The sequence below is a fragment of the Pseudoxanthomonas kaohsiungensis genome (assembly GCF_010211765.1).
In the GTDB taxonomy this organism is placed as follows: domain Bacteria; phylum Pseudomonadota; class Gammaproteobacteria; order Xanthomonadales; family Xanthomonadaceae; genus Pseudoxanthomonas; species Pseudoxanthomonas kaohsiungensis.
Window position 1 is genome coordinate 57,979 of sequence record NZ_PDWO01000016.1, and the last position, 22,455, is coordinate 80,433.

Consider the following 22,455-nt stretch of genomic DNA (forward strand, 5'->3'; position numbering starts at 1 on the left):
GTCAGGCCGCCAGCAGCGCCCGCATCTTCTTCATCGCGTTCGCCTCGATCTGGCGGATGCGTTCGGCCGACACGCCGTACTCGTCGGCCAGTTCCTGCAGCGTGACCTTGCTGTCGGCGTCCAGCCAGCGGCGGGCGATGATGTCGCGCGAGCGCGCGTCCAGGCCGGCCAGGCCCTCGCGCAACATTTCGAGCTGGTGGTCCTCGCTGTCGGCGCGCTCATACGCCTGCGAAGGATCCTCGTCCTGCGCCATCAGGTAGGCGGCCGGCGACGGCGGGGCGTGTTCGTCGTCCTCGTCGGCCGGGGCGTCGAAGCCGATATCGCGACCGGACAGGCGCGACTCCATCTCCAGCACTTCGCGTTCGGAAACGTTGAGGTCCCTGGCCACCGCGGTGACTTCGGCCGCGTTCATCCAGCCCAGGCGGGTCTTGGCCTTGCGCAGGTTGAAGAACAGCTTGCGCTGGGCCTTGGTGGTGGCGACCTTGACGATGCGCCAGTTCTTGAGGATGAACTCGTGCATCTCGGCACGGATCCAGTGCACCGCGAAGCTGACCAGGCGCACGCCCATGTCCGGGTCGAAGCGCTTGACCGCCTTCATCAGGCCGATGTTGCCTTCCTGGATCAGGTCGCCCAGCTGCAGGCCGTAGCCGCTGTAGCCACGGGCGACGTGCACGACGAAGCGCAGGTGCGAGTGGACCAGTTCGCGGGCGGCGTCCAGGTCTTCCTCGTCGCGGAAGCGACGGGCCAGGTCCTGCTCCTCATCGACGGTCAGCACCGGGATCTGGTGCACCGCGCCGATATAGGCCTCGAGCGACCCCAGCGGGCTGGGAATCGGCAGGTTGCTGGTGACGAGACTGGTCGAGCGGAGGGTCTGGGTCATGGCGGCCATATTAGCAATCGGGTGATTGGACTGCTAACGCCGGAGATGGTTCCCAGCATTGCATCCATGCAACAGCACGGCGGATTCTATCCAGCAAAATCAATGACTTGCTGGCACGCAACTGAACGCCAGCCAAGGGCGGGCGAGGCATCGCGCACCACGCCCTCCCAATCGGTGTGAGGGCCCGGCGGCGCCTTTCAAGGGGGCCATGACCTTTGGGCCATGGCCCCCGATCCAGGGGCTCAGTGGCGGGCCAGCTCGGGCAGGTCGAACACCAGCACCTCGGCGCCTTGCCCGCGCTCGATCCGGACGTCCGGCTCGTCGCGGTACAGCAGGGCGTCGCCGGCGCCCAGGTCGCGGCCGTTGACCGTGGCCGTGCCCCGGACCAGGTGGACGTACGCCAGCCGACCGGGCGCGATCGCCAGCTCCGCCGACCCGTCGCCGTCGAACAGGCCGGCGTACATGCGCGCGTCCTGGTGGATCGTCACCGAGCCGTCGGCGCCGTCGGGGCTGACCACCAGCCGCAGGCGACCGCGCTTCTCGCTGTCGTCGAACCGCTTCTGCTCGTAGCCCGGCTCGATGCCGGTGCGCTCGGGCAGGATCCAGATCTGCAGGAAGTGGGTGGTGCCTGCGCTGTCGTAGTTGAACTCCGAGTGGGTCACGCCGGTGCCGGCGCTCATCCGCTGGACCTCGCCCGGGGTGATCGTCTCGATATTGCCTATCGAGTCCTTGTGCCCGAGCGCGCCCTCCAGCACGTAGCTGATGATCTCCATGTCGCGGTGGCCATGGGTGCCGAAGCCCTGCCCGGCGGCCACGCGGTCCTCGTTGATCACCCGCAGCGGACCCCAGTGCACATGGTCCGGGTCGAAGTATTCGGCGAAGGAGAAGCTGTGCCAGGAGTCCAGCCAGCCGTGGTTGGCGTGGCCGCGTTCGCCGGCCGGTCGCAGGGTGATCACAGGGCACCTCCGGTGCTGAGGACGGGGGAGAGCTTGCGGTCGCGGCGCCAGGCATCGACGCTGAAGGCGCCGGCGCCGTTGGCGGCCAGCATCAGGAAGCCGCCGCCCAGGGCGACATTCTTCATCAGGTGGATGAACTGGTTCTGGTCCGCCAGGTCGGCATGGAACAGGAAGCCGGCGGCCAGCGAGAACACCGCCAACGACAGCGCCGCGCTGCGCGTGAACACGCCAGCCAGCACGGCCAGGCCACCACCGATTTCCAGGGCGATCACCAGCGGCAGCAACGCGCCGGGCACGCCCATCGCCTCCATGTACTGCTGGCTGGCGAGGTAGCCGGCGAGCTTGCTCCAGCCGGAAGCGATGAAGATCAGGGACAGGCCGATGCGGCCCAGGAGCGCATACAGGTGGTTCATGGAAACCTCGGACAGGAACGCGGGGCGGATTCGCGGGATGCGGATCGGGGTGGCCCTGCGACTGGCCGGCAGAATGGACCTCTTCACCAATGGAATAAACATGTAGATATTCCACTGATTGTTCTATTTGCGTCGTTACGTGCGAATCGAGGGGGCGGCCGAGATGAATCCGGCCAGCCAGGCTTCGCTCGGGGGGGACGGCGTCGCGGGCGGCTTTCCACGGACGGGTGTCCGGTCTCCCGGCGCCTACGTGGCGCGCAGCAGCGCCTCGACCTCGGCCCGTGGCGGCAGCGACCAGTCCACTGGTCCCAGCCCGCGCCGGGCCAGGTACTCGTTGGCCGAGGCGAAGTGCCCGCAACCCAGGAACCCCCGGTGCGCCGACAGCGGCGAGGGATGCGGCGCCTTCAGTACCCGGTGGCGGCGCGGGTCGATGACCTTGCCCTTGGCCTGGGCATAACTGCCCCACAGCAGGAACACCAGGCCTTCGCGTTCTTCGGCCAGGGCCTGGATGGCGTGGTCGGTGAATCCCTCCCAGCCTTTGCCCTGGTGGGCGCCGGCGCGTCCCTCTTCCACGGTCAGTACCGCGTTGAGCAGCAGCACGCCGCGCCGGGCCCAGGGCAGCAGGCAGCCGTGCTCCGGGCGCGGCAACCCCAGGCTGGTTTCCAGTTCCTTGAAGATGTTGAGCAGCGACGGTGGCACCGGCACGCCCGGCAACACCGAGAAGCACAGGCCATGCGCCTGGCCGGGGCCGTGGTACGGATCCTGGCCGAGCACCACGACCTTGACCTGCTCGAACGGGGTGGCGTCGAAGGCGGCGAAGATCTGCGGGCCCGGCGGGTAGATGCGCGCGCCGGCCGCCTTGCGCTGGCGCAGGAACTCCGACAGTGCCTGCATCTCCGGGCGCAGCAGCCAGTCGCCGATGCGCGCCTTCCAGGACGGTTCCAGCCGGATCCGGTCTTCGCCGCCCACGGTCAGTTGGCGCGGCCGCCGTCCAGGCGCGCCACGCGCAGCTGGAACAGCACCTTGGTCACCAGCAGGCGTTCCTCGATGGGCTTCTGCACCAGGTCGTTGGCGCCGGCCTTGAGCAGTTCGGACTGGTTGTGGCGGTTGCCGTCGCCGGTCATCACCAGCACCGGCAGGCGGCGCTTGCCGTAGGCGAAGTCGATCCGGATGCGCTCGACCACGTCGCGCCCGCTCAGCTCGCCCTTCAGGGTCACGTCGGTGAGCACCAGGTCGATCCGGTCGGCGATGCGGCCCAGCGACTCGGCCGTCAGCAGGGCGAAGGCCTCCTCGGCAGTCAGCACATGGATGACCTTCAGCTGCTGGCGCTCGAGCATGCGCTTGGTGGCCTCGGCCACCACCCGGCTGTCCTCCACGTACAGCACGGTCGCGCCGACGATGGGTTGCGGCTGCACGTAGCCGCGGATGAACTCCGCCAGCGCGTCGTGGCCCTGCGACTTGTCGAAGTAGTCGGTGACGAACTCGGTGAAGCGGCGTTCGACCAGGTGCTGCTGGGCGTCGCCGGACACCACGATCACCGGCACGTAGGCCTGGCCGGCGGCTTCGCGCACGCTGCGCGCCAGCTCCAGGCCGTCCCCGTCGGGCAGCGACAGCGCGGTGGTGACCAGGTCGACCGCGCCGGCGTCGAGCGCGGTCCGCGCCTCGGCGATGCTGGCGCAGCCGACGACCTGCACGCCCGGCAGCTCGCGCGCGAGCACGTCGGCGATCAGCTTGCGCACCAGCTTGGAACCATCGGCGACCATCACCCGCGGCGCGTCGCTGATCAGATGCTTGAGCTCTTGTGCGGCCATCAGGTCTCCGTGGGCCGGGTCTGGCGCAGGAAATGTCCGGTGACCACCCGGGCCCCCAGCCAGCCGAGCAGGACAGTCCCCAGCAATACCATCCCGGAGTGCAGCGCATCCAGACCCTTGAGTGCGAACTGGCTCCCATAGCTGGCACTGAGTGCCGCCAGCGGCTCGCGCAGGGCCCAGCCCGCCGCCGCGATCAGGCCCAGCGCGAGCAGGCCCGCGCCCAACCCGTACCAGACGCCCAGGTAGAGGAACGGGCGCCGGATGAAGCCGTCGCTGGCGCCCAGCAACTGCAGCACGCCGATCTCCTCGCGCCGCGACTGGATGTCCAGCCGCACCGTGTTGCCGACCACCAGCACCGCGCCCAGCCCCAGCAGCAGCGACAGCACCTGGACCACGCGCTCGCCGAAACGCAGCCAGCTGTCCAGGCGCTTGCGCCAGATCGCGTCGTGGTGGACCTGGTCGGCCTGCGGCAGCGCCTCCAGCGCGGCGACCAGGCCGGCGTCGTCGTCCCCGCGCGGCACCACGATCAGCAGGCTCGGCAGCGGGTTGTCGCCCAGCGCATCCAGCGCCTCGCCCAGGCCGCTGCTCTCGCGGAAGCCGGCCAGCGCCTGCTCCGGCGTGCGCAGTTCCACCGAGGCGACGTCGCCGCGCCCGCGCAGGGTGCCGGCAATCCTTTCCGCAGCGGCCGCGTCCACGTCGGCCTTCAGGAACAGGTTGATCTCGCGCGACTGCTGCACGCTGCCGGCGAAGTGGCGCAGGTTGTCCATCACGATCGACAGCCCCAGCGGCAGCGCCAGGGCGAGCCCCATCACCGCGATGGTGAGCAGCGTGGCCCACGGCTTGCGCAGCGCGCGGCCCAGGCTGAAGGCCAGGCCGTGCAGATGCTGGTCGAACCAGACCCGCAGGCGCGATGGGGCCGCGGCGGGCCGGGCGGTCGTGTCGGCGCTCATTCGGCGAGGTCCTGCGGCGAGATGTCGTCGACCAGCCGCCCATGGTCGAGCACCAGCACCCGCCGGCGCATGCGTCGCAGCAGCGGCAGGTCATGGCTGACCACCAGCACGCTGGTGCCGCGGTCGGGCAGGCCGGCGAACAGCTCCATGATCTCCGCCGACAGGGTCGGGTCGAGGTTGCCGGTCGGCTCGTCGGCCACCAGCAGGCGCGGCTCGGCGATGATCGCCCGCGCGATCCCCACGCGCTGCTGTTCGCCCGCCGACAGCTGGGTCGGCAATGCCTTCTCGCGGTGGCCCAGGCCCATGCGCTCGAGCACCGAGCGCACCCGCTTGCCGATGTCCGCGCGGCGGGTGCCGCGCAGGATCAGGGGCAGCGCCACGTTCTCGCCGACGCTGCGGTCGGTGAGCAGCCGGTGGTCCTGGTAGACCACGCCGACATCGCGGCGGTGCAGCGCGACCTTGCCGCCACGCACGCGCTGCAGGTTGCGCTCGCCGAACACGACCGCACCCTTGCTCGGCCGTTCGGACAGGTGGATCAGCCGCAGCAGCGTGCTCTTGCCCGCGCCGGAGTGGCCGGTGACGAACAGCATCTCGCCTTCGTCCACGCCGAAACTCACGTCCACCAGCGCCTGGTGGCCGCCGGGATAGTGCTTGCTGACGTTCTCGAATCGCAGGACGCTCATGCCGCGATTATGTCGGAGCGCCCTGCCGCGCGCGACAGGGGCGGCAACCGGCGCCGCTGAGGTCGCCTCCTGCTTCGTCGCGTAGGCCATTCGTGGGCGCCACGACGGTACCGCGGGGGCGTCGCCGGTGCCGACGGCGACGCGTCGCGGGCAGGCTCGGCCCGTGCGGGCTGGGCTGCCTGCAAGTAGCGGCGGATCAGCCGCCCGGGACCAGCGAACGCAGCTTGCGGCCGATGCGGCTGAGCAGCGAATCCTTCTTGCCGGACTCGACCGGTGCCTGGCGCAGCGCCGGGACCTGCGACGGCGCGGTGGTCTGCGGATCGGCGGCCGGAGCCGCGCCGTCCACCGGCTTGCCATGGCGGCGGCGGCGACGCTTGCGCGGCCCGCGTTCGCCTTCGGCTCGCGCTTCGCCCTGGCCGTTGCCGGCCTGCGCCCGCGGCGGACGCGCAGCGCCCGGTGCGGCCTGCTCCCCGCCGGCCGCGGTGGCAGCCACCGCGGCGCCCGCGACCGCCACGCCGGCGGCCGCCTTCGGCTTGCTGCGCGGACGGCGCTCGCCCTCGCGGCGCTCGCCGCCGGGCCTGCCGCCACGCGAACGGCCGCCACCACGCCGCTCCTCGTCGGCGGCGCGCTGCTCGCGCGCCTCGCGGAAGATCTGGCCGATGCTCTCCTCGTCCTCGCCTTCGCCCTCGCCGGCCTCCGGCTTCGGGCGTTCCGGGCGCGGCAGCGGGGTCAGCAGCTCGGCGGTGACCGGCTCGGACGGGATCTTCTGCTCGATGTAGGCCTCGATGTCCGGCAGGCCCATGGCGTAGCGCTCGCAGGCGAAGCTGATCGCGTCGCCCTCGGCGCCCAGGCGCGCGGTGCGGCCGATGCGGTGCACGTAGTCTTCCGCGTCGAACGGCAGGTCGTAGTTGTAGACGTGCGAGACGCCGTCGATGTGCAGGCCGCGCGCGGCCACGTCGGTGGCGACCAGGATTTCGAGCTGGCCCTTCTGGAAGCGGTTGAGCAGGCTCTCGCGCTTCTTCTGCGGCACGTCGCCGGAGAGCACGCCGACGCGGTAGCCGGCCCGCTCCAGCGCCCGGGCGACGCGTTCGACGAACGCCTTGGTGTTGACGAAGACCATGGTCCGCGCGCCCTCGCTGCGCGACAGCAGGCCGATCAGCAGCGGCAGCTTCTCCTCGTCGGAGGGGTAGTACAGCTTCTGGCGCACGCGCGCGGCGGTGATCGACTCGGTCTCGACGACCAGCTTCTCCGGCTCGTTCATGTGCTCGTAGGCCAGCTCGAGCACGCGGTGGCTCAGGGTGGCCGAGAACAGCAGGGTCTGGCGCTCGGTGCGCACCGGCATGCGCCGCAGCAGGAAGCGGATGTCCTTGATGAAGCCCAGGTCGAACATGCGGTCGGCTTCGTCCAGCACGCAGATCTCGCAGGCGTGCAGCGACACCACCTTGTGCTGCTTGACGTAGTCGATCAGCCGGCCCGGGGTGGCGATGATCACGTCCACGCCCTTCTGCAGCAGCTCGCGCTGCTTGTCGTAGTCGACTCCGCCGTACACCAGGGCGAAGCGCAGGCCGAGCTGGCTGCCGAACTTGACCGCGTCCTTGTGGATCTGGATCGCCAGTTCGCGGGTGGGCGCCAGGATCAGCGCGCGCGGGTCCTCGGGCTTGCGCTCGGCCAGCGCCGGGCGGGTCAGCAGCCGGTTCATCACCGCCACCAGGAACGCCAGGGTCTTGCCGGTGCCGGTCTGCGCCTGGCCGGCGACGTCGCGCCCGGGCAACGCGACCGGCAGGGTCAGCGCCTGGATCGGCGTGCAGCGGGAGAAGCCCGCCTCTTCCAGTCCCGCAAGCAGCGACGGGTGCAGGTCGAACGAGGAAAAAGTCACATCGGTCAGCGGTTTGTCGCTCATCATCCAGTCTTCATATGGCCCGGCGCAGCGTGGTGCGGCAGGCGGCCTTGCATAGGGTTCCGGCGCGCCGCACACTGCGGGCCGTCGTCGGATCGCGCGGCCGTCGGGGGGACGGTAGCCCCTTGACTTCTCCGCGAAACGCCCCAGTTTACCCCAAAGGCAACGCCAGGCTCGGCCGGGCGGTGCCGGCAATCCACGGAGACAACAAGTGAACGACAAGGTGATGCACATCGGCGATGCCGATTTCGACAGCGCCGTGCTGCAGTCCCAGGAACCGGTCCTGGTCGATTTCTGGGCCGAATGGTGTGGTCCCTGCAAGATGATCTCGCCGATCGTCGACGAGCTGGCCGAGACTTACGACGGCCGCATGAAGGTGGCCAAGGTCAACATCGACCAGAACCGCGCCACCGCGATCAAGTACCACGTGCGCTCGATCCCGATGCTGCTGCTGTTCAAGGACGGCCAGATCCAGGCCACCCAGGTCGGTGCGGTCGGCAAGGGCCAGCTGACCCAGATGATCGACAAGACCCTCTGAAGCCCCCGCGGGACGGCCGGCGAGGCCGTCCTGCCTGTGCCTGAACCGCCGTGGCGGCGCCCTTGCCGCCCCCCGGGGCCCGGTGTTAGTGTCGCCTAGACCGACCGCAGATCCGCGGCCGCGTCCCGTCCGGGCCGACCCGGACCACCCATCCCACCAGGATCCAAACGCCCGTACAGGGCGCTCGCACCTACCAGCGAGGAATCGCACTCTTGTCCGAGAACACCCTGCCTGAAGCGCCCGGGAGCGACGACGCACCCGCCGAGAAGCGTGCGCGCAAGCGCGTAGCCAAGCCGGCCGATGCCGCCAGCGAGGCGGCCAGCCCGCCGCCGGCCGCTGCTGCGGCGCCGCCTCCGCCGCCCCCCCAGGCCCCGCCCCCGCCGTCCGGCGGCGACACCCCTTCCGCATCCGCTTCGGCCGACAACGCCGGTGGCCCCGGTCAATCGCAGGGCGGCGATGGTGGCCAGGGCGACCAGCGCGAAGGCGGCGGCCGCAACAACCGCCGCGAACGCTTCCGCAACCGCCGCGACCGCGAGCGCAACCGCGGCTTCCGCGACGACGGCGGCATGCAGGACGACAACGGCAGCAACCAGATGCAGCACCCGCCGCGCCCGCACCCGAGCGTGCCGGAGGGCTTCCCGCAGTACTCGCTGGGCGACCTGAAGCGGATGCCGGCGCACAAGCTGCTGGAGATCGCCGAGCAGCTGCAGATCCACGAGGGCGTGGCCCGCGCCCGCAAGCAGGACGTGATCTTCGCCCTGCTCAAGGTCCTCACCCGCCACGGCGAGGGCGTGGCCGCCGACGGCGTGCTGGAGATCCTGCCCGACGGCTTCGGCTTCCTGCGCGCGGCCGAGGCCAGCTACCTGGCCGGCCCGGACGACACCTACATCTCGCCCAGCCAGATCCGCCGCTTCAACCTGCGCACCGGCGACCACCTGTCCGGCCGCATCCGCTGGCCGAAGGACGGCGAGCGCTACTTCGCCCTGGCCGTGGTCGACACGATCAACGGCGAGCCGCTGGAAGCGTCGAAGAACAAGGTCCTGTTCGAGAACCTCACCCCGCTGTTCCCGCGCCGGCGCTTCCGCCTGGAACGCGGCGACGGCTCGACCGAGGACATCACCGGCCGCATCCTCGACCTGATGGCGCCGCAGGGCAAGGGCCAGCGCGCGCTGATCGTCTCCCAGCCCAAGGCGGGCAAGACGATGATGATGCAGCAGGTCGCCACCGCGATCACGACCAACCACCCGGACGTGCACCTGATCGTGCTGCTGATCGACGAGCGCCCGGAAGAAGTGACCGAAATGCAGCGCACCGTGCGCGGCGAAGTCATCTCCTCGACCTTCGACGAACCGGCCGCGCGCCATGTGCAGGTCGCCGAGATGGTGATCGAGCGGGCCAAGCGCCTGGTCGAGCACAAGAAGGACGTGGTGATCCTGCTGGACTCGATCACCCGCCTGGCGCGCGCCTACAACAACGTGGTGCCGTCCTCGGGCAAGGTCCTGACCGGCGGCGTGGACGCCAACGCCCTGCACCGCCCGAAGCGGTTCTTCGGCGCGGCGCGCAACGTCGAGGAAGGCGGCTCGCTGACCATCATTGCCACCGCCCTGATCGACACCGGCAGCAAGATGGACGAGGTGATCTACGAGGAGTTCAAGGGCACCGGCAACTCCGAAGTGCACCTGTCGCGCCGCATCGCCGAGAAGCGCGTGTTCCCAGCCATCGACATCAACCGCTCGGGCACCCGCCGCGAGGACCTGCTGATCGAGCCGGAACTGCTGCAGAAGATCTGGATCCTGCGCAAGCTGCTGCACCCGATGGACGAGATCGGCGCGATGGAGTTCATGCTCGACAAGATGAAGAACACCAAGTCCAACGACGAGTTCTTCAGCTCGATGAAGCGCTGATCTCCAGCGCCGCATCGGTGACGAAAAGCCCCGCATCGCGGGGCTTTTCGTTGTTCGACCGGCCGGTCATCCCCGCCGTCCGGATTTTGCGGCTCGCGTCACGCACCGCCGGCCTTCCCCGATCTCGCGGGCGGACGGCCCGGCATGCGATCCTCGCACCCTGACCGACCTCGTCTCCAGGAGAGACACATGAAGCGTTCCGTTGCCCTGTTGCTGCTCGCCACGTTCTCGCTCGCCACGCTCTGCGCGTGCAACACCATGGAAGGACTGGGCAAGGACGTGCAGAAGCTCGGCGAGAAGGTCGAGCAGAAGGCCAGCAACTGAAGGCCGGTTCCGCCCGGTCGCGTGCAGCGAAGGCCGGTCCTGCCGGCCTTCGCCTTCTCCCGGCCCGCCGCATGCGCCGCGCTGGCTCCTGCGACCGGCGCTGGGCGGCGTGGCCAGGCGCGACCCGCCCGCCTGCCGCTCACCGGCACTGGAAATCGTCTTCGCCCACCGGCGCGCAGCCGTCGCCCCACTTTCCGGTCTGGCGCCAGTAGTCGACCACCCCGGTTTCCACCAGCAGCCGCTTGAACTCCGGGTGCGCGCGCACCTTCGAGTACGGCGCGTTCCAGAGCGCGACGTACGGCGGCGGGGCCATCGCCCCGCGGTCGAACCCCTCCCAGCCCGACAGGTCCCTGCGCATCGCGGCCACGGCCAGGTCGGCATCGCCCAGCGCATCGGCCAGGTTGGTCCACACGTAGGCCGCGCCAGTACCACCGCCATAGGCATCGTCCACCAGCGCCCGGCGCACCAGGGCGAGCATCGCCCCGCGATCGTCCAGCACTGTGCCCAGCTCGTGGAAGAACGGGGTGTCGAATTCCCGGCCCTGCCGCAGCAGCCGGGCATGCAGTTCGCGCAGTTCCTCCGGCGCGGCGGCGCGCCTGCCCGCCAGCTGGCGGAAGAACGCCAGGTAGTCCGGCGACAGCTGGCTCCCGTCCAGCACGCGGGCGCGCCGGTACTCGGCCTCGGCATCGTCGAAGCGACGCGCCGCGGTGTAGTCGTACTGCAGGTCGCGCGAGAGGTACAACGCCATGGGCTCGAACGCGCGCACCCGTTCCACCAGGGCGGTGGCCTCCTCGAGGTGGCCCATCGCGTAGATCATGAAGGCGTAGTCCCAGACCCGCTCCTTGGTCGGCGGCCCGGAATCCACCACCTGTCGCGCCAGGTCGATCGCCCCGGCCCGGTCGCCCCCGCGCCACATCATGTCGGCGCGGATCAGCCTGCCGACCCAGCTGTCCGGCGCGACCCGCGCGATCTCCGCGCGCACCTGCCGCGCCTCGGCGCGCAATGGCCCGCCAGCCACCGCGCCCAGCTCCCGCGCCACCGAGTCCAGCGAGCGCGCGAGCAGGTCGCGGCAGAGCACGCATTGCGGGTCCAGCGCCACCATCTCGCGCGCCAGCTGCAGGCGCTCGCGGTCGTGCTCGAGATCCAGCTGTCCACGCATGACGATGCTGCGCCAGCGCAACAGCCGGTCGTATGCATCGACGCTGGTGGTGCCGCCCTGTTCGCGGTTGAACCGGGCCACGTCCAGCTTCACGCTCAAGGCCTGCGCCACGTCGCGCGCGATCTCTTCCTGCACGGCGAAGACGTCGCGCAGTTCGCGCGCGTAGGTCTTCGACCACAGGTGGGTGCCGTCGTCGGCACGGACCAGCTGGGCGGTGACCCGGAGCTGGTCGCGGTCGCGGCGCACGCTGCCTGCCAGCAGGTGGTCGACGCCGAGCTGGCGGCCGATCGAGCGCAGGTCCTCGTTCCGGCCCCTGAACGAGAAGCTCGACGTGCGCCCCACCACGCGCAGCGACTGCGACTGGGCGAGCTGGTTGAGGATGTCCTCGGCCAGGCCGTCGGCGAGGTATTCCTGGTCGCGGGCCCGGGACAGGTCGGCGAACGGCAGCACCGCCAGCGACGGCGCAGCGGCCCCCGCCGCCGCGCCGGCCGGCGGCGGCGGACCGGGCCGCGCGCCCTCCACCAGCAGCCATGCGCCGCCGGCCACCGCCAGCAGCCCGGCGATCGCGGCGGCGACCGGCCAGGCCTTTCGTCGCCGTGGCGGTGGCAGGTCCGCGGCGGTCGCGGCGGTCACGTCGGGCACCGCCGTTCCAGCCACCGGCGCGGGCGCCGGCAGGTCGAAGCGGTAGCCTACGCCGTACACCGTATGCAGCACGCGCGCGTGCTGCGCGTCCTCGCCCAGCGCCTGTCGCAACAGGCTCATGATCCGGTTCAGCACGCTCTGGGTGACATGCCGGTGGCCCCAGACCGCGTCGAGGATCTCGTCGCGGGTGAAGACCCGGCCGGGCGAGGCGGCCAGCAATGCGAGCACGGCGAACGCCTTCGGCTCCAACGCCTGCTCGCAGCCTCCACGCGAGAGCCGCCGGCCGTCGAAGTCGATGACCACGTCGTCGAAGACAAGGGGGCCTTGGGCTGGCGGCATACGGTTCCCGGCGGGCGAACCCCGCCCGGCCAAGTATAGGCAGCGGTCGTTTCCGGCCTGCCCTGCGGCTTCCTGCGCTTCCCGACGCGCATCCTGCGACGGCCCAAACACTGCCCTAAGGACTGCGGCGCATCGCGGCAGGAAGGTGGCCCTCCCGGGCGCTGCGGGTGGACCTGGTGTCGACGGACAACCACGACCGGCTGGTGGCGATCGTCGGCCTGTCGATGGCGCTGATGCCGCTGCTGTTGCTGGCGCTGGACGCGCGCGTGCGCCGCCACGAAGCGCAACATGCACCAGCACCCGCGCACGCGCACGACATCCCGCCCGGCGCGCAGCTGCAGCCGCAGGTGCTGGTGGCCGGGGTCGGCCGCTTCGGCCAGATCGTGGTACGGCTGCTGGCCGCCCAGCGCATTCCCTACGTGGCCCTGGAAAGCAGCCCGGAGCAGGTCGAGGACGTGCGCCGCAGCGGGGGCCGGATCTTCTATGGCGACCCCACGCGCTCCGACCTGCTGCGCGCGGCCGGCGCCGAGCACGTGCGCGTGTTCGTGGTCTGCACCGACGATCCGGACAGCAACCTGCGCGCGGTACGCCTGATCCGCCGCCTCTATCCGCAGGCGAAGATCCTGGCGCGCGCGCGCAACCGGCAACATGCCTGGCGGCTGATGGACCTGGGCGTGGAGCCGTACCGCGAACTGCTCGGCAGCAGCCTGGAAGTGGGCGAGCGGGTGCTGCGCGAGCTGGGCATGCCGGCCGATATCGCCGCCGAGCACGTGGGCTGGTTCCGCGAACACGACGAGGCGCTGCTGCGCGAGCAGTACCTGGTCTACGACGACGATGCGGCCGTCACCCAGAGCGCGCGCCAGGCACGCACCGACCTGCTGCGGCTGTTCGACGCCGACGAGGATCGCAGCGCCGCCGCGCAGCCGCCGGCGGCGCCGGAGCCGCCACCGCCGGGCGGCGCCGGCTGACCGGGCTCAGCCGTGCGGTTCGCGCAGGAAGCGGGCCATCGACACGCCGGTCTGGGCGGGGGCGAACTCGGCGGCGACGTCGACGAAGCCGCGCATCACCGCGATCTCGCGGGGGCTGCGGTTGAGCGTGTCGCGCAGGTCCGGGTCGGCGCCGGCACGCAGCAGGCGCTGGACCACCGCGCCCAGGCCATGCAGCGCAGCCAGGTGCAGCGGGCCGAAGCCGCGTGGATCCTGCACTTCCAGCGACACGCCCTCCTCGAGCAGCCGCTCCAGGCCGGCCAGGACCACCGGCTCGTCGCAGGCGCTGCCCGGCTCGGCGCGCGCGCCGAGCAGCAGCAGCAGCGGCGTCACGCCACCGGCGGCAGGCATGTCGGCCTCGGCGCCGGCCAGCAGCAGGGTGTCGAACAGGGCCAGCAGGCGGGTGCGGTCGCGGCCGGTGAAGCCATAGAGCGCAGCGCAGTGCAGCGGCGCCAGTCCCTGGCTGTCGCCGGCATCGATGTCGGCGCCGGCGGTCAGCAGCCGCGCGGCGATGTCGGGCATGCCCAGCGCGCAGGCCAGCATCAGCACGGTGACGCCACCGGGCAGGCGGTGCTCGAGATCGGCGCCGGCGTCGAGCAGCGCGTTGACGATCGCGGTCTGGCGCATGCTCACCGCGGCCGACAGCGGGGTCGCGCCGCTGTGCGCGGCGTGCTGCGGATCGGCACCGCGCGCCAGCAGCAGGTCGACCGCGGCAGCATGGCCGCCGCCGGCCGCACGCAGCAGGCCGGTGCAGCCCTGCGCATCGACCGCATCGACCGGGAATCCCAGCTCGAGCAGGCGGCGTACCGCGTCGGCATCGCCGGCCATGGCCGCCGAAACGACATCGCCCGGTCGCAGCGGTCGGCGCGGCAGCGGCCACACGCGCCAGTCCAGCCAGTCGGCGAGGTCGCGGCGGCCACTGGCCAGGGCCACGCCCAGCGGCGTCTGACCGTCGGCGGCGCGCGCATCCGGCGAGGCGCCCTGCGCGACCAGCCGGCGCAGCGCCGACTCGCGACCCAGCGCGGCGGCCAAGTGCAGGGCGGTCATGCCGTGGCCGTCCCGGGTCTCGCGGTCGACGCCCGCGTCCAGCAGCGCATCCAGCAGGCGCAGCCAGCCCAGGCGTACCGCCAGAGACAGCGCCGGGTCGCCGGCGGGAGACGGCGCGAACGGATCGGCGCCCTGCAGGAACAGGTCCAGTGCCAGCTGCTCGTTGCCGCGCCCGGCCTGGTCGCGCTGCACGCAGGCGGCGAGGAACCGGGCCAGGCCACCGCCGCCCGCCGGCGACGCGCCCTGGCCGAGCAGGACGTGGATCGCCGCGGCGGCGTCGCCGCCATGGTCGAGCAAGGCGGTCAGCGCGGTTTCGCCCGCGGCCATCGCTTCCGGGTCGGCGCCATGGGCCAGCAGCCAGGCCACGGCCGGCGCATGCGCGCGCAACGCGGGATCGTGCAGCAGGCTGCCCAGTTCGGACGGCGCGCACAGCCGTGCCAGCGAAGCCAGGCCTTCCAGCCGTCCGGCCTGCAGGCCATCGCGCAGCAGCGCCAGCGGCGGGCGCTCCTCGACCGGCTGGTCGGCGGCCGCGTCGGCCACCGCCGCCGGCAGCGGGTATGCCGGATCGAGCGCGGCGACGATCGACCAGCGCCCGGCCTCGGCAGCGACGTCGACCGCGCGGCGGCCGGTGCTGTCGGCCTGCGCCGGATCCACGCCCAGCTCGAGCAGGCGACGCACCAGCGCCAGCGAGGCCTGTTCGGCGCCGGCCGCCAGCACCAGCGCGTTGCGGCCTTCGCCGTCGATGGCGCCGACGTCGATGCGCTGCGCGGCCAGGTGCTCGATCACGCCACCGCGCAGGGCGCGGGCGGCCTCCAGCCAGGGGGTGCGGCCGCCGGCGTCGCGCGCCTGCGGGTCGGCGCCCGCGGCCAGCAGCGCGGCGACGATGTCGGCATGGCCGGCCAGAGCCGCCTCGTGCAGGGCGGTACGCGCGCCGCGGCCGGGGGTGCCCACCCGCGCCTTGAACTTCAGCAGCAGCTGCACGCCGGCCGGATCGTCCTCCTCGCTGGCCGCGGCGGCCAGCAGCGCCGGCTGGCCGTCCGCCGGCTCGGGGCGCGCGCCGCGTTCGAGCAGGAACTTGGCCAGCCGCCAGTTGCCGCTCGCGCAGGCCACGCCCAGCGGCGAGAAGCCGTCGTGGTTCAGCGCATCGACGTCGGCGGCGGCGTCGCGCAGCAGCGCGGCCACCCCCGGGTCGGTGCTGCGCGCGGCGTGGTGCAGGGGAGTGTTGCCGTCGGCATCGGTGGCGCGCGGGTCGGCACCGTTGGCGAGCAGGGTCATCACCGCTTCCGGCCGGCCGTGCCAGCTGTCACGGGTCGCCGCCAGCAGCGGGGACGTGCCGCCCCCGCCATTGAGGTCGACGCCGCGCGCGATCAGCGCGCGCAGCAGGCGCAGGTCCGGCAGCACCGCGGCCAGGGCGGCCAGGCAACGCTGGTCGCGGTCGCCCGGCGGTGGCGGCGCATGCGCGTCGGCGCCGGCATCCAGCAACTGCAGGGCACGGTCGACGCGGCCGCCTCGCGCGGCCGCGTACAGCGCGCCGGCCAGGTCGCCGGCGTCGGGCACCGGTTCGGCCGGGGATTCCGCCGATCCGGGCGAGGCGGCGGCGAGGAATTCCAGCGGACCGGCGACCGCCTGCGGTCGCGGCGCCCGCTGCACCCACAGGTGCAGCAACGGTTGCGCCAGCGCAAGCGCCGCCGCCAGGCCCCAGCGTGCCGGCGAAGGGACCAGGCCGGGCCAGCCCAGCAGCAGCAGCCCGGCCAGGATCGCGGCCACGGCGGCGGCCACGCCCAGCCCCGACCAGCTGCCGCTGTCCTGCTGCGGCAAGCGGCGCCATGCGGCGGCCAGCAGGCCGTCTTCGCGTTCCAGCGCCTGCCACACCGGCCAGGTCCGCCACAGCGCGAGCAGCACCGCCGCGGCCATGCCGCTGGCACCCAGCGCCGCGCCGATCCCGCCGCCCTGCCGCAGCGCCTGCAGCGGCCAGGCCAGCAGGGCGAACGCCAGCAGCAAACCCAGCCCCCACAGCAGCAGCAGGCCGGACAGCGCCGGCCGCAGCGCGCGCAGGTCCCGCGGCAACGGCCGCGTGCCCTCCCACCACGACACCGCCAGCGCCAGCGTGAGCTGGGCAAGCAGGCCCGGCAACAGGCTCGCCGGCCCCTGGATACCGGCGAGCAGGGCGAGCACGACCCCGGCCACGCCCGCGCCCAGCGCGATCCGGCGCTGGCGGACGAAGCTAGTCAAGGTCCCATTCCCCCGGCAGGTTCGCGGCGACCACCGCGGTGGGCGGGAACTGCACGTGGAAGCCGCGCGTGGCCAGGTTCGCCCGCACGAGCTGCGGGTCCGACTGGGCCAGGCGGCGGTCGGGGGTCAGCGCCAGTTCCAGCACGAACGCCAGCTCGCCCAGCTGCGCACGCAGGACCTCCGGCAGCCTCGCGAAGTCGTCGCGGGCGGCGAGGAACACGAAGGTGTCGGCTTTGCGTCGGCTCTTGTAGACGTAGGCTTGCATGCGCGCGCGCCGCGCCCTGCTTCAGGAGTGGGGAATCCCGGGGATTGTGTCGGAAATGCGCCATGCGCGGAAGCGAGCGCGTCCGCCGCCGCCGGCGCGTGGCGGTTCATGTTCCCCAACACGGGGGCGACGCAGGCCTGTGGCTATACTCGCCAGCCACCTACACGCCAGCCGGCCAGCCGCTCCGTTGCAGTCGATCCCTCCTCCGCCGCGGAGCATCCCGCTCGCCATCAATGCGCACACCGCGACCACCGCGCTGGGCGCCGGCCTGCATGCGCATCGCCAGGCGATCCGCGACCGTCGCAGCGGGCTGCGCCGCAACGACTTCGGCGACGTGCCGCGGCTGGACTGCTGGATCGGCCGGGTCGAAGGGCTCGAGCAGGCGCCCCTGCCGCCGGAACTGGCCGAATGGGAATCGCGCAACCACCGCCTGGCCTGGCACGCATTGCACCAGGACGGCTTCCTGGACGAGGTGCGCGGCGCGGTCGCGCGCCATGGCGCCACCCGCGTCGCGGTGCTGGTCGGCACCTCGACTTCGAGCATCGGCGAAACCGAAGCGGCCTATGCGCAGCAGCGCGACGGACGCATCCCCGACGCCCTGGCGCGGGTGCTCGTGCACACCCCGCACGCACTGGGCGACTTCGTCGCCGAGGTGAGCGGCGCGCGCGGCCCGTGCCTGACCGTGGCCACCGCCTGCTCGTCCAGCGCCAAGGTGTTCGCGCTGGCTTCGCGGATGCTGCAGGCCGGCCTGGCCGACGCGGCCATCGTCGGCGGCGTGGACACGCTGTGCGGCAGCGTCCTGTACGGTTTCAACGCGCTGCAGCTGGTCTCGCCCGAGCCGTGCCGTCCGTTCGACGCAAACCGGCGTGGCCTGTCGCTGGGCGAAGGCGGCGGCTTCGCCCTGCTCGAGCGCGAACCGCGCGATGCGCGCGGCTGGCTGGCCGGTTACGGCGAATCCAGCGACGCCCACCACATGTCCGCTCCGCACCCGCAGGGCCTGGGCGCGCAGCGGGCGATGGCCGGCGCGCTGGCCCGCGCCGGTCTCGCTGCGGACGCGATCGGCTATCTCAGCCTGCACGGCACCGCCACGCCGGCCAACGACAGCGTCGAGGCGCGGGCAGTGGCCGCCATGTTCCCCGCGACCCTGCACGCCAGCTCCACCAAGGGCTGGACCGGGCACACCCTGGGCGCGGCCGGCATCGTCGAATCGGTGCTGGCGCTGCTCGCGCTGGAGGACGGGCGGCTGCCGGGCACGCTCCACAGCAGCGACCCCGATCCGGCCTGCGGCCCGCAGATCCGCTTCGCCAACGAGGAACGCAGGATCGAGCACGCGATGAACAACGCGTTCGGCTTCGGCGGCAACAACTGTTCGCTGGTGTTTTCGCGCGCATGACCGCCATCCCGCTTACCGCCGGCATCGAAGGCCTCGGCCTGTGGACCGCGCAGGCACCCTCGTGGGCGGCCTTCCGCGGGCTGCTCGCCGGCGCGGCCGTCGAGGAAGGCACCCGCCCGGCCCCGGCGCTGCTGCCGCCCAACGAACGCCGGCGCGCGCCGGACACGGTGCTGGTGGCGCTGGAGGCGGCGCAGGCCGCCTGCCTCGACGCCGGGCGCGATCCTTCGACGCTGCCGTCGGTGTTCGTTTCCACCTACGGCGACCTGGCGATCACCGAACACCTGTGCCAGACCCTGGCCACCGCGCCGCTGGAACTGTCCCCGACCCGCTTCCACAACTCCGTGCACAACGCCGCCGCCGGCTACTGGACGATCGCCGCCGGGGCGATGGAGCCGGCGACCGCGATCAGCGCGGACTTCGCGATGGGCCTGCTGGAGGCGCTGGCACAGCGGGCCACCGGCGCCGGGGCGGTGCTGCTGGTCGGCTACGACGGCCAAGCGCCGGGGCTGCTGCGCCAGGTCGCGCAGACCGAGGGCCTGCTCGGCGGCGCGCTCGTGCTGGGCCCGGCCACGGCCGGACGGCCGCGCCTGAGGCTGGTGCTGGTCGACGGCGAGGCCCCCGCGGTCGCCGCGCCGGTGGCCGCCGGCAACGCGATGGCGCCGCTGCTGGTCCTGTTCGCCGCGATCGCGCGCGGCGACGGCGTCGCGCTGCTGCCCGCCGGCCCGGGCCGCGTGCTGCGGGTGGAGCTGGACCATGGCTGAGGCGGTCGCCCGCACGGGCGAGGTCGCGCTGGTGGTCCCCGCGCTCAACGAAGCGCTACGGATCCGCGAGGTGGTCGAACAGGCGCTGCGGCATTGTCCCTGGGTGATCGTGGTCGACGACGGTTCCGACGATGGCACCGGCGACCGCCTGCACGGGCTGCCGGTGACGTTGCTGCGGCATCCGCGGCGGCTCGGCAAGGGCGCGGCGCTGCGCACCGGCTTCGCCGAGGCGCTTGCCCGCGGCGCGCGCGGGGTGCTGACCATCGACGGCGACGGCCAGCACGACCCGGCCGACCTGCCGCGCCTGCTCGACGCCGCCGCCCGGCACCCGCGCTGCATCATCATCGGCGCGCGCCTGCGCCACCGCGAAGCGGCGCCGCCGCACCGGCGCATGGCCAACGCCTTCGGCGACTGGGGCGTGGCCTGGGCGGCCGGCCACCGGATCGCCGATACCCAGAGCGGGCAGCGCTACTACCCGGCCTGCGTGATCGCGCTGGAGGACGTGCCGGGCGAGGATTTCGTGTTCGAGGCGCAGCTGTTGATCTCGGCCGCGCGCCGTCTCGGCGTGCACTGCGTGTCGGTGCCGGTGGAGACGCGCTATCGCGGCGATGACGGCGGCCCGCTGCGGCACAGCCACTTCCGCCCGCTGCGCGACCTGTACCGGATCACCTCGCACGTGGTCCGCCAGGTGCTCCGGCACGGGGACGTGTGGAACGAGTACCGGCGCGTGCGCCTGCAGCCGCCGCGGGTCGATCCCGGCGGCTGATCGGCGGCGCGGCGCAAGCGGCGGCGGCGCGCTGTCGCCCGCTCCGCCGCCCTTGGTATAAGTCTGCGTTTGCCTGGGAGGGCGGAGCTTCGATGACCGGGTTGTTGCTGTTGCAGATCGCCGTGATCCTGGTCGTCGCACGCCTGTGCGGCCTGTTGCTGGCGCGCCTGGGCCAGCCGCCGGTGATCGGCGAGATGGCGGCGGGCCTGTTGCTGGGGCCGGTGGTGTTCGGCGCCGCCCTGCCCGACCTGCATGCGGCGCTGTTCCCCGCCGCCTCGCTGCCAGCACTGTCGGCCCTGGCGACCCTGGGCCTGGTGCTTTTCATGTTCGTGATCGGCGCCGAGTTGCGCGCTCCGGACGGCGCGCGCGCGCAGGTGGTCGCGGCCACGCGCGTGGCCGGGCTCTCGGCGCTGCTGCCGTTCGCCCTCGCCCTGGCGGTGGCGCCCCTGCTGCACGGCACCCTGGCGCCGGCCGGGATCGGGTTCTGGCCGTTCGCGTTGTTCCTCGGCGTGGCCCTGGCGGTGACCGCCTTCCCGGTGCTGGCGCGGATCCTCAAGGACCGGCGGCTGCAGCACACGCGGGTCGGCAGGCTCGCGTTGTCGGCCGCGGCCCTGCTCGACGTCGCCGCCTGGATCGTGCTGGCGCTGCTGGTCGCGCTGACCGATGGCGGCGACTGGACGACGCTGCTGCGCACGCTGGCGGGCCTGGCGCTGCTGTTGGCGGTCGTCTACGGCGGACTGCGGCCACTGTACGCGTGGCTGCTGCATCGCCACGCGCATGACGGCCGGCCTTCGGGCACGGTACTGGCCGCGTTGCTGGTCGGCCTGTTCGCCTGCGCCGCGGCGACCGAATGGCTGCACCTGCATGCGGTGTTCGGCGCGTTCCTGTTCGGCACCTGCCTGCCGCGTGACGACCGCCTGCTGCACAGCCTGGTCGAGCGCATCGAGCATCTCGCGCTGGTGCTGCTGATGCCGGTGTTCTTCGCCCTGGCCGGGCTCGGCACCAGCACCGGCGCCTTCACCGCCGCCGGCTTCGGTGCGCTGCTGCTGGTCCTGCTGGTGGCGGTCCTGGGCAAGGTCGCCGGCGGCGGCCTCGGCGCCCGGTGGTCGGGCCTGTCGACCCGCGACAGCCTGGCGGTCGGCTCGCTGATGAACGCGCGCGGCCTGATGGAGCTGATCGTGATGAAGGTCGGGCTGGACGCCGGCCTGATCGGGCCGGAGATGTTCACGCTGCTGCTGGTGCTGGCGATCGCCACCACCCTGATGACCGGGCCCTTGCTCGCGCTGTGCGGCTGGCGCGCCTCACCCGTGGAAGCGGACGCGGGCAGCGGCGCCGGCCGCTGAGCGGCTCAGGCCATGCCGCCGTTGACGCCGATGACCTGGCCATTGATGTAACCGGCCGCATCCGAACACAGGAACGCCACCAGCGCGGCCACCTCCTCCGGCCGCCCGGCGCGCGCGGCGGGCACCAGCTGCTTCACCGCCTCGGGCGGGAACTGCGCGCCGGCCATGGCGCCTTCGATCACCCCCGGCGCGACCACGTTGACCGTGATGCCGCGACTGGCCATCTCGCGCGCCAGCGACTTGCTGGCGCCGTGCAACGCGGCCTTGGCGGCGGCGTAGTTGGTCTGGCCCCGGTTGCCCAGCACCGCCGCGACCGAGGACACGCTGACGATGCGGCCCCAGCGCGCCCGCGCCATCGGCAGCAGCAGCGGCCGGGTGACGTGGAAGAAGCCGTGCAGCGATACGTCGATCACCCGCTGCCACTGGGCATCGGTCATGCCGGCCATCGGCGCGTCGTCGTGGATGCCTGCGTTGTTGACCAGCACGTCGATGCGGCCGCCGGCCAGTAGCGGCTCCAGCGCCGCGCCCACCGCCGCGCCGTCGGCGACGTCGAAGGCCAGCGCCTGCGCGCGCCCGCCGCGTTCGCGGATCGACGCGGCCACCGCCTCGGCGCGGGCGAGGTTGCCGTGCGCATGCACGATCACCTCCATGCCGATCGCGGCCAGGGCCTGGCAGATCGCGCCGCCGATGTCGCCGCTGCCGCCGGTGACCAGGGCGCGCCGGATGGGAGTCTGGTGGGCTGTCATGCCTGCATTGTAGGAGCAGGATCCGGAGCGGCACCTACGTCCGGAGCATCGCCGCGGCACGGCCGCTGGCGAGCACGCGGCCGCCGTGGAGCAGGCGGAATGCGTACTGCTGGCTCGCCGCACTGGCCGCGACCAGTTCGGCTTCGCCCTCCAGCAGTCCCGGCAGGTCGTCGATGCGGTCGACCGCCAGCACCACCTCGCGCAGCGCCACCAGCACGCCCGCCGCCGCCGACCCGCCCTGCGCCGAGGCCAGCAGGCCGCCATGCACGGCCATGGCCTGGGCGCCGTACTCGCACAACGCCAGTGCCGGCAGGCGTCCGCGCGCGCGCAGCGGATGCACCGGGTCGCGATGGTTGCCGGCGCGCAGGCGGATGCGCGTGGCGTCCCAGTCCAGGACCTCGTCCCACAGGCACATCGCGC

Annotated in this window: 21 protein-coding genes; 8 read left to right on the forward strand and 13 right to left on the reverse strand. The window is 72.6% G+C overall.

Translation table 11 applies throughout. From position 1 onward, the window contains the following. Nucleotide 1: 1 nt before the first annotated feature. The 8 genes from rpoH to rhlB all read right to left on the reverse strand — a co-directional run bounded on the left by rpoH (nucleotide 2) and on the right by rhlB (nucleotide 7,593). Nucleotides 2–880, reverse strand: coding sequence for an RNA polymerase sigma factor RpoH (gene rpoH, locus CSC66_RS14765; protein WP_162378173.1), 879 nt, complete (start codon nucleotides 878–880; stop codon nucleotides 2–4). 242 nt (nucleotides 881–1,122) lie between these two features. After that, nucleotides 1,123–1,836 (reverse strand): pirin family protein, encoded by a 714-nt coding sequence (locus CSC66_RS14770; protein ID WP_162378174.1) that lies wholly within the window; start codon nucleotides 1,834–1,836, stop codon nucleotides 1,123–1,125. Further along, nucleotides 1,833–2,249 carry a DoxX family protein gene (locus CSC66_RS14775; RefSeq protein ID WP_162378175.1) on the reverse strand — a complete coding sequence of 139 codons (417 nt, stop codon included), beginning with the start codon at nucleotides 2,247–2,249 and terminating at the stop codon, nucleotides 1,833–1,835. The genes CSC66_RS14770 and CSC66_RS14775 overlap by 4 nt, the downstream gene beginning before the upstream one ends. Before the next feature lie 246 nt (nucleotides 2,250–2,495). Next, nucleotides 2,496–3,218, reverse strand: coding sequence for a uracil-DNA glycosylase (gene ung, locus CSC66_RS14780; RefSeq protein ID WP_162378176.1), 723 nt, complete (start codon nucleotides 3,216–3,218; stop codon nucleotides 2,496–2,498). Between the two features lie 2 nt (nucleotides 3,219–3,220). Continuing rightward, nucleotides 3,221–4,060, reverse strand: a complete 840-nt coding sequence (locus CSC66_RS14785; protein ID WP_162378177.1) for a response regulator — start codon at nucleotides 4,058–4,060, stop codon at nucleotides 3,221–3,223. Beyond that, nucleotides 4,060–5,010, reverse strand: a complete 951-nt coding sequence (gene ftsX, locus CSC66_RS14790) for a permease-like cell division protein FtsX (protein WP_162378178.1) — start codon at nucleotides 5,008–5,010, stop codon at nucleotides 4,060–4,062. Before ftsX ends, CSC66_RS14785 begins: the two co-directional genes overlap by 1 nt. Continuing rightward, nucleotides 5,007–5,693 carry a cell division ATP-binding protein FtsE gene (gene ftsE, locus CSC66_RS14795; protein ID WP_162378179.1) on the reverse strand — a complete coding sequence of 229 codons (687 nt, stop codon included), beginning with the start codon at nucleotides 5,691–5,693 and terminating at the stop codon, nucleotides 5,007–5,009. Before ftsE ends, ftsX begins: the two co-directional genes overlap by 4 nt. Before the next feature lie 196 nt (nucleotides 5,694–5,889). Next, the gene (gene rhlB / locus CSC66_RS14800; protein WP_162378180.1) at nucleotides 5,890–7,593 is read right to left on the reverse strand and encodes an ATP-dependent RNA helicase RhlB; all 1,704 of its coding nucleotides are present in this window, start codon (nucleotides 7,591–7,593) and stop codon (nucleotides 5,890–5,892) included. 208 nt (nucleotides 7,594–7,801) lie between these two features. On the opposite strand from rhlB, the gene trxA reads away from it, so the two are divergent. The 3 genes from trxA (at nucleotide 7,802) to CSC66_RS14815 (ending at nucleotide 10,356) form a co-directional block, all read left to right on the forward strand. Then, nucleotides 7,802–8,128: a thioredoxin TrxA gene (gene trxA / locus CSC66_RS14805; RefSeq protein WP_162378181.1), complete on the forward strand. Its 327-nt coding sequence runs from the start codon at nucleotides 7,802–7,804 to the stop codon at nucleotides 8,126–8,128. A 212-nt stretch (nucleotides 8,129–8,340) separates the two neighbouring features. Further along, nucleotides 8,341–10,032, forward strand: coding sequence for a transcription termination factor Rho (gene rho / locus CSC66_RS14810; protein ID WP_162378182.1), 1,692 nt, complete (start codon nucleotides 8,341–8,343; stop codon nucleotides 10,030–10,032). Nucleotides 10,033–10,221: 189 nt separating this feature from the next. After that, nucleotides 10,222–10,356: an entericidin A/B family lipoprotein gene (locus CSC66_RS14815; protein ID WP_162378183.1), complete on the forward strand. Its 135-nt coding sequence runs from the start codon at nucleotides 10,222–10,224 to the stop codon at nucleotides 10,354–10,356. 139 nt (nucleotides 10,357–10,495) lie between these two features. Here the strand turns inward: CSC66_RS14815 and CSC66_RS14820 are convergent, their stop codons facing one another. Beyond that, the gene (locus CSC66_RS14820; RefSeq protein WP_162378184.1) at nucleotides 10,496–12,496 is read right to left on the reverse strand and encodes a winged helix-turn-helix domain-containing protein; all 2,001 of its coding nucleotides are present in this window, start codon (nucleotides 12,494–12,496) and stop codon (nucleotides 10,496–10,498) included. 176 nt (nucleotides 12,497–12,672) lie between these two features. Between CSC66_RS14820 and CSC66_RS14825 the strand changes: the two genes are divergently transcribed. Further along, nucleotides 12,673–13,464, forward strand: a complete 792-nt coding sequence (locus tag CSC66_RS14825) for an NAD-binding protein (protein ID WP_379655924.1) — start codon at nucleotides 12,673–12,675, stop codon at nucleotides 13,462–13,464. A 6-nt stretch (nucleotides 13,465–13,470) separates the two neighbouring features. On the opposite strand, the gene CSC66_RS14830 is transcribed toward CSC66_RS14825, so the two are convergent. Then, complete coding sequence (locus tag CSC66_RS14830) at nucleotides 13,471–16,761, reverse strand: ankyrin repeat domain-containing protein (RefSeq protein WP_162378185.1); 3,291 nt, start codon at nucleotides 16,759–16,761, stop codon at nucleotides 13,471–13,473. After that, on the reverse strand, nucleotides 16,754–17,026 hold the full coding sequence (locus CSC66_RS14835) for a YcgL domain-containing protein (protein WP_162378186.1): 273 nt from the start codon (nucleotides 17,024–17,026) through the stop codon (nucleotides 16,754–16,756). The genes CSC66_RS14830 and CSC66_RS14835 overlap by 8 nt, the downstream gene beginning before the upstream one ends. A 187-nt stretch (nucleotides 17,027–17,213) precedes the next feature. Between CSC66_RS14835 and CSC66_RS14840 the strand changes: the two genes are divergently transcribed. The 4 genes from CSC66_RS14840 to CSC66_RS14855 all read left to right on the forward strand — a co-directional run bounded on the left by CSC66_RS14840 (nucleotide 17,214) and on the right by CSC66_RS14855 (nucleotide 21,289). Beyond that, entirely contained in the window at nucleotides 17,214–18,419 is a 1,206-nt protein-coding gene (locus CSC66_RS14840; RefSeq protein WP_379655925.1) for a beta-ketoacyl-[acyl-carrier-protein] synthase family protein, read from the forward strand. Next, nucleotides 18,416–19,180: a beta-ketoacyl synthase chain length factor gene (locus CSC66_RS14845; protein ID WP_162378188.1), complete on the forward strand. Its 765-nt coding sequence runs from the start codon at nucleotides 18,416–18,418 to the stop codon at nucleotides 19,178–19,180. Before CSC66_RS14840 ends, CSC66_RS14845 begins: the two co-directional genes overlap by 4 nt. Continuing rightward, a complete protein-coding gene (locus CSC66_RS14850) occupies nucleotides 19,173–19,946 on the forward strand; it encodes a glycosyltransferase family 2 protein (protein ID WP_162378189.1) in 774 nt (257 codons plus the stop codon). Before CSC66_RS14845 ends, CSC66_RS14850 begins: the two co-directional genes overlap by 8 nt. Before the next feature lie 92 nt (nucleotides 19,947–20,038). Continuing rightward, entirely contained in the window at nucleotides 20,039–21,289 is a 1,251-nt protein-coding gene (locus tag CSC66_RS14855; RefSeq protein WP_162378190.1) for a cation:proton antiporter, read from the forward strand. A gap of 5 nt (nucleotides 21,290–21,294) precedes the next feature. On the opposite strand, the gene fabG is transcribed toward CSC66_RS14855, so the two are convergent. Together fabG and CSC66_RS14865 are read right to left on the reverse strand one after the other, a co-directional pair. Further along, nucleotides 21,295–22,035: a 3-oxoacyl-ACP reductase FabG gene (gene fabG / locus CSC66_RS14860; protein WP_162378191.1), complete on the reverse strand. Its 741-nt coding sequence runs from the start codon at nucleotides 22,033–22,035 to the stop codon at nucleotides 21,295–21,297. A 34-nt stretch (nucleotides 22,036–22,069) separates the two neighbouring features. Beyond that, nucleotides 22,070–22,450 (reverse strand): ApeP family dehydratase, encoded by a 381-nt coding sequence (locus CSC66_RS14865; RefSeq protein ID WP_202935668.1) that lies wholly within the window; start codon nucleotides 22,448–22,450, stop codon nucleotides 22,070–22,072. Nucleotides 22,451–22,455: the final 5 nt, after the last annotated feature.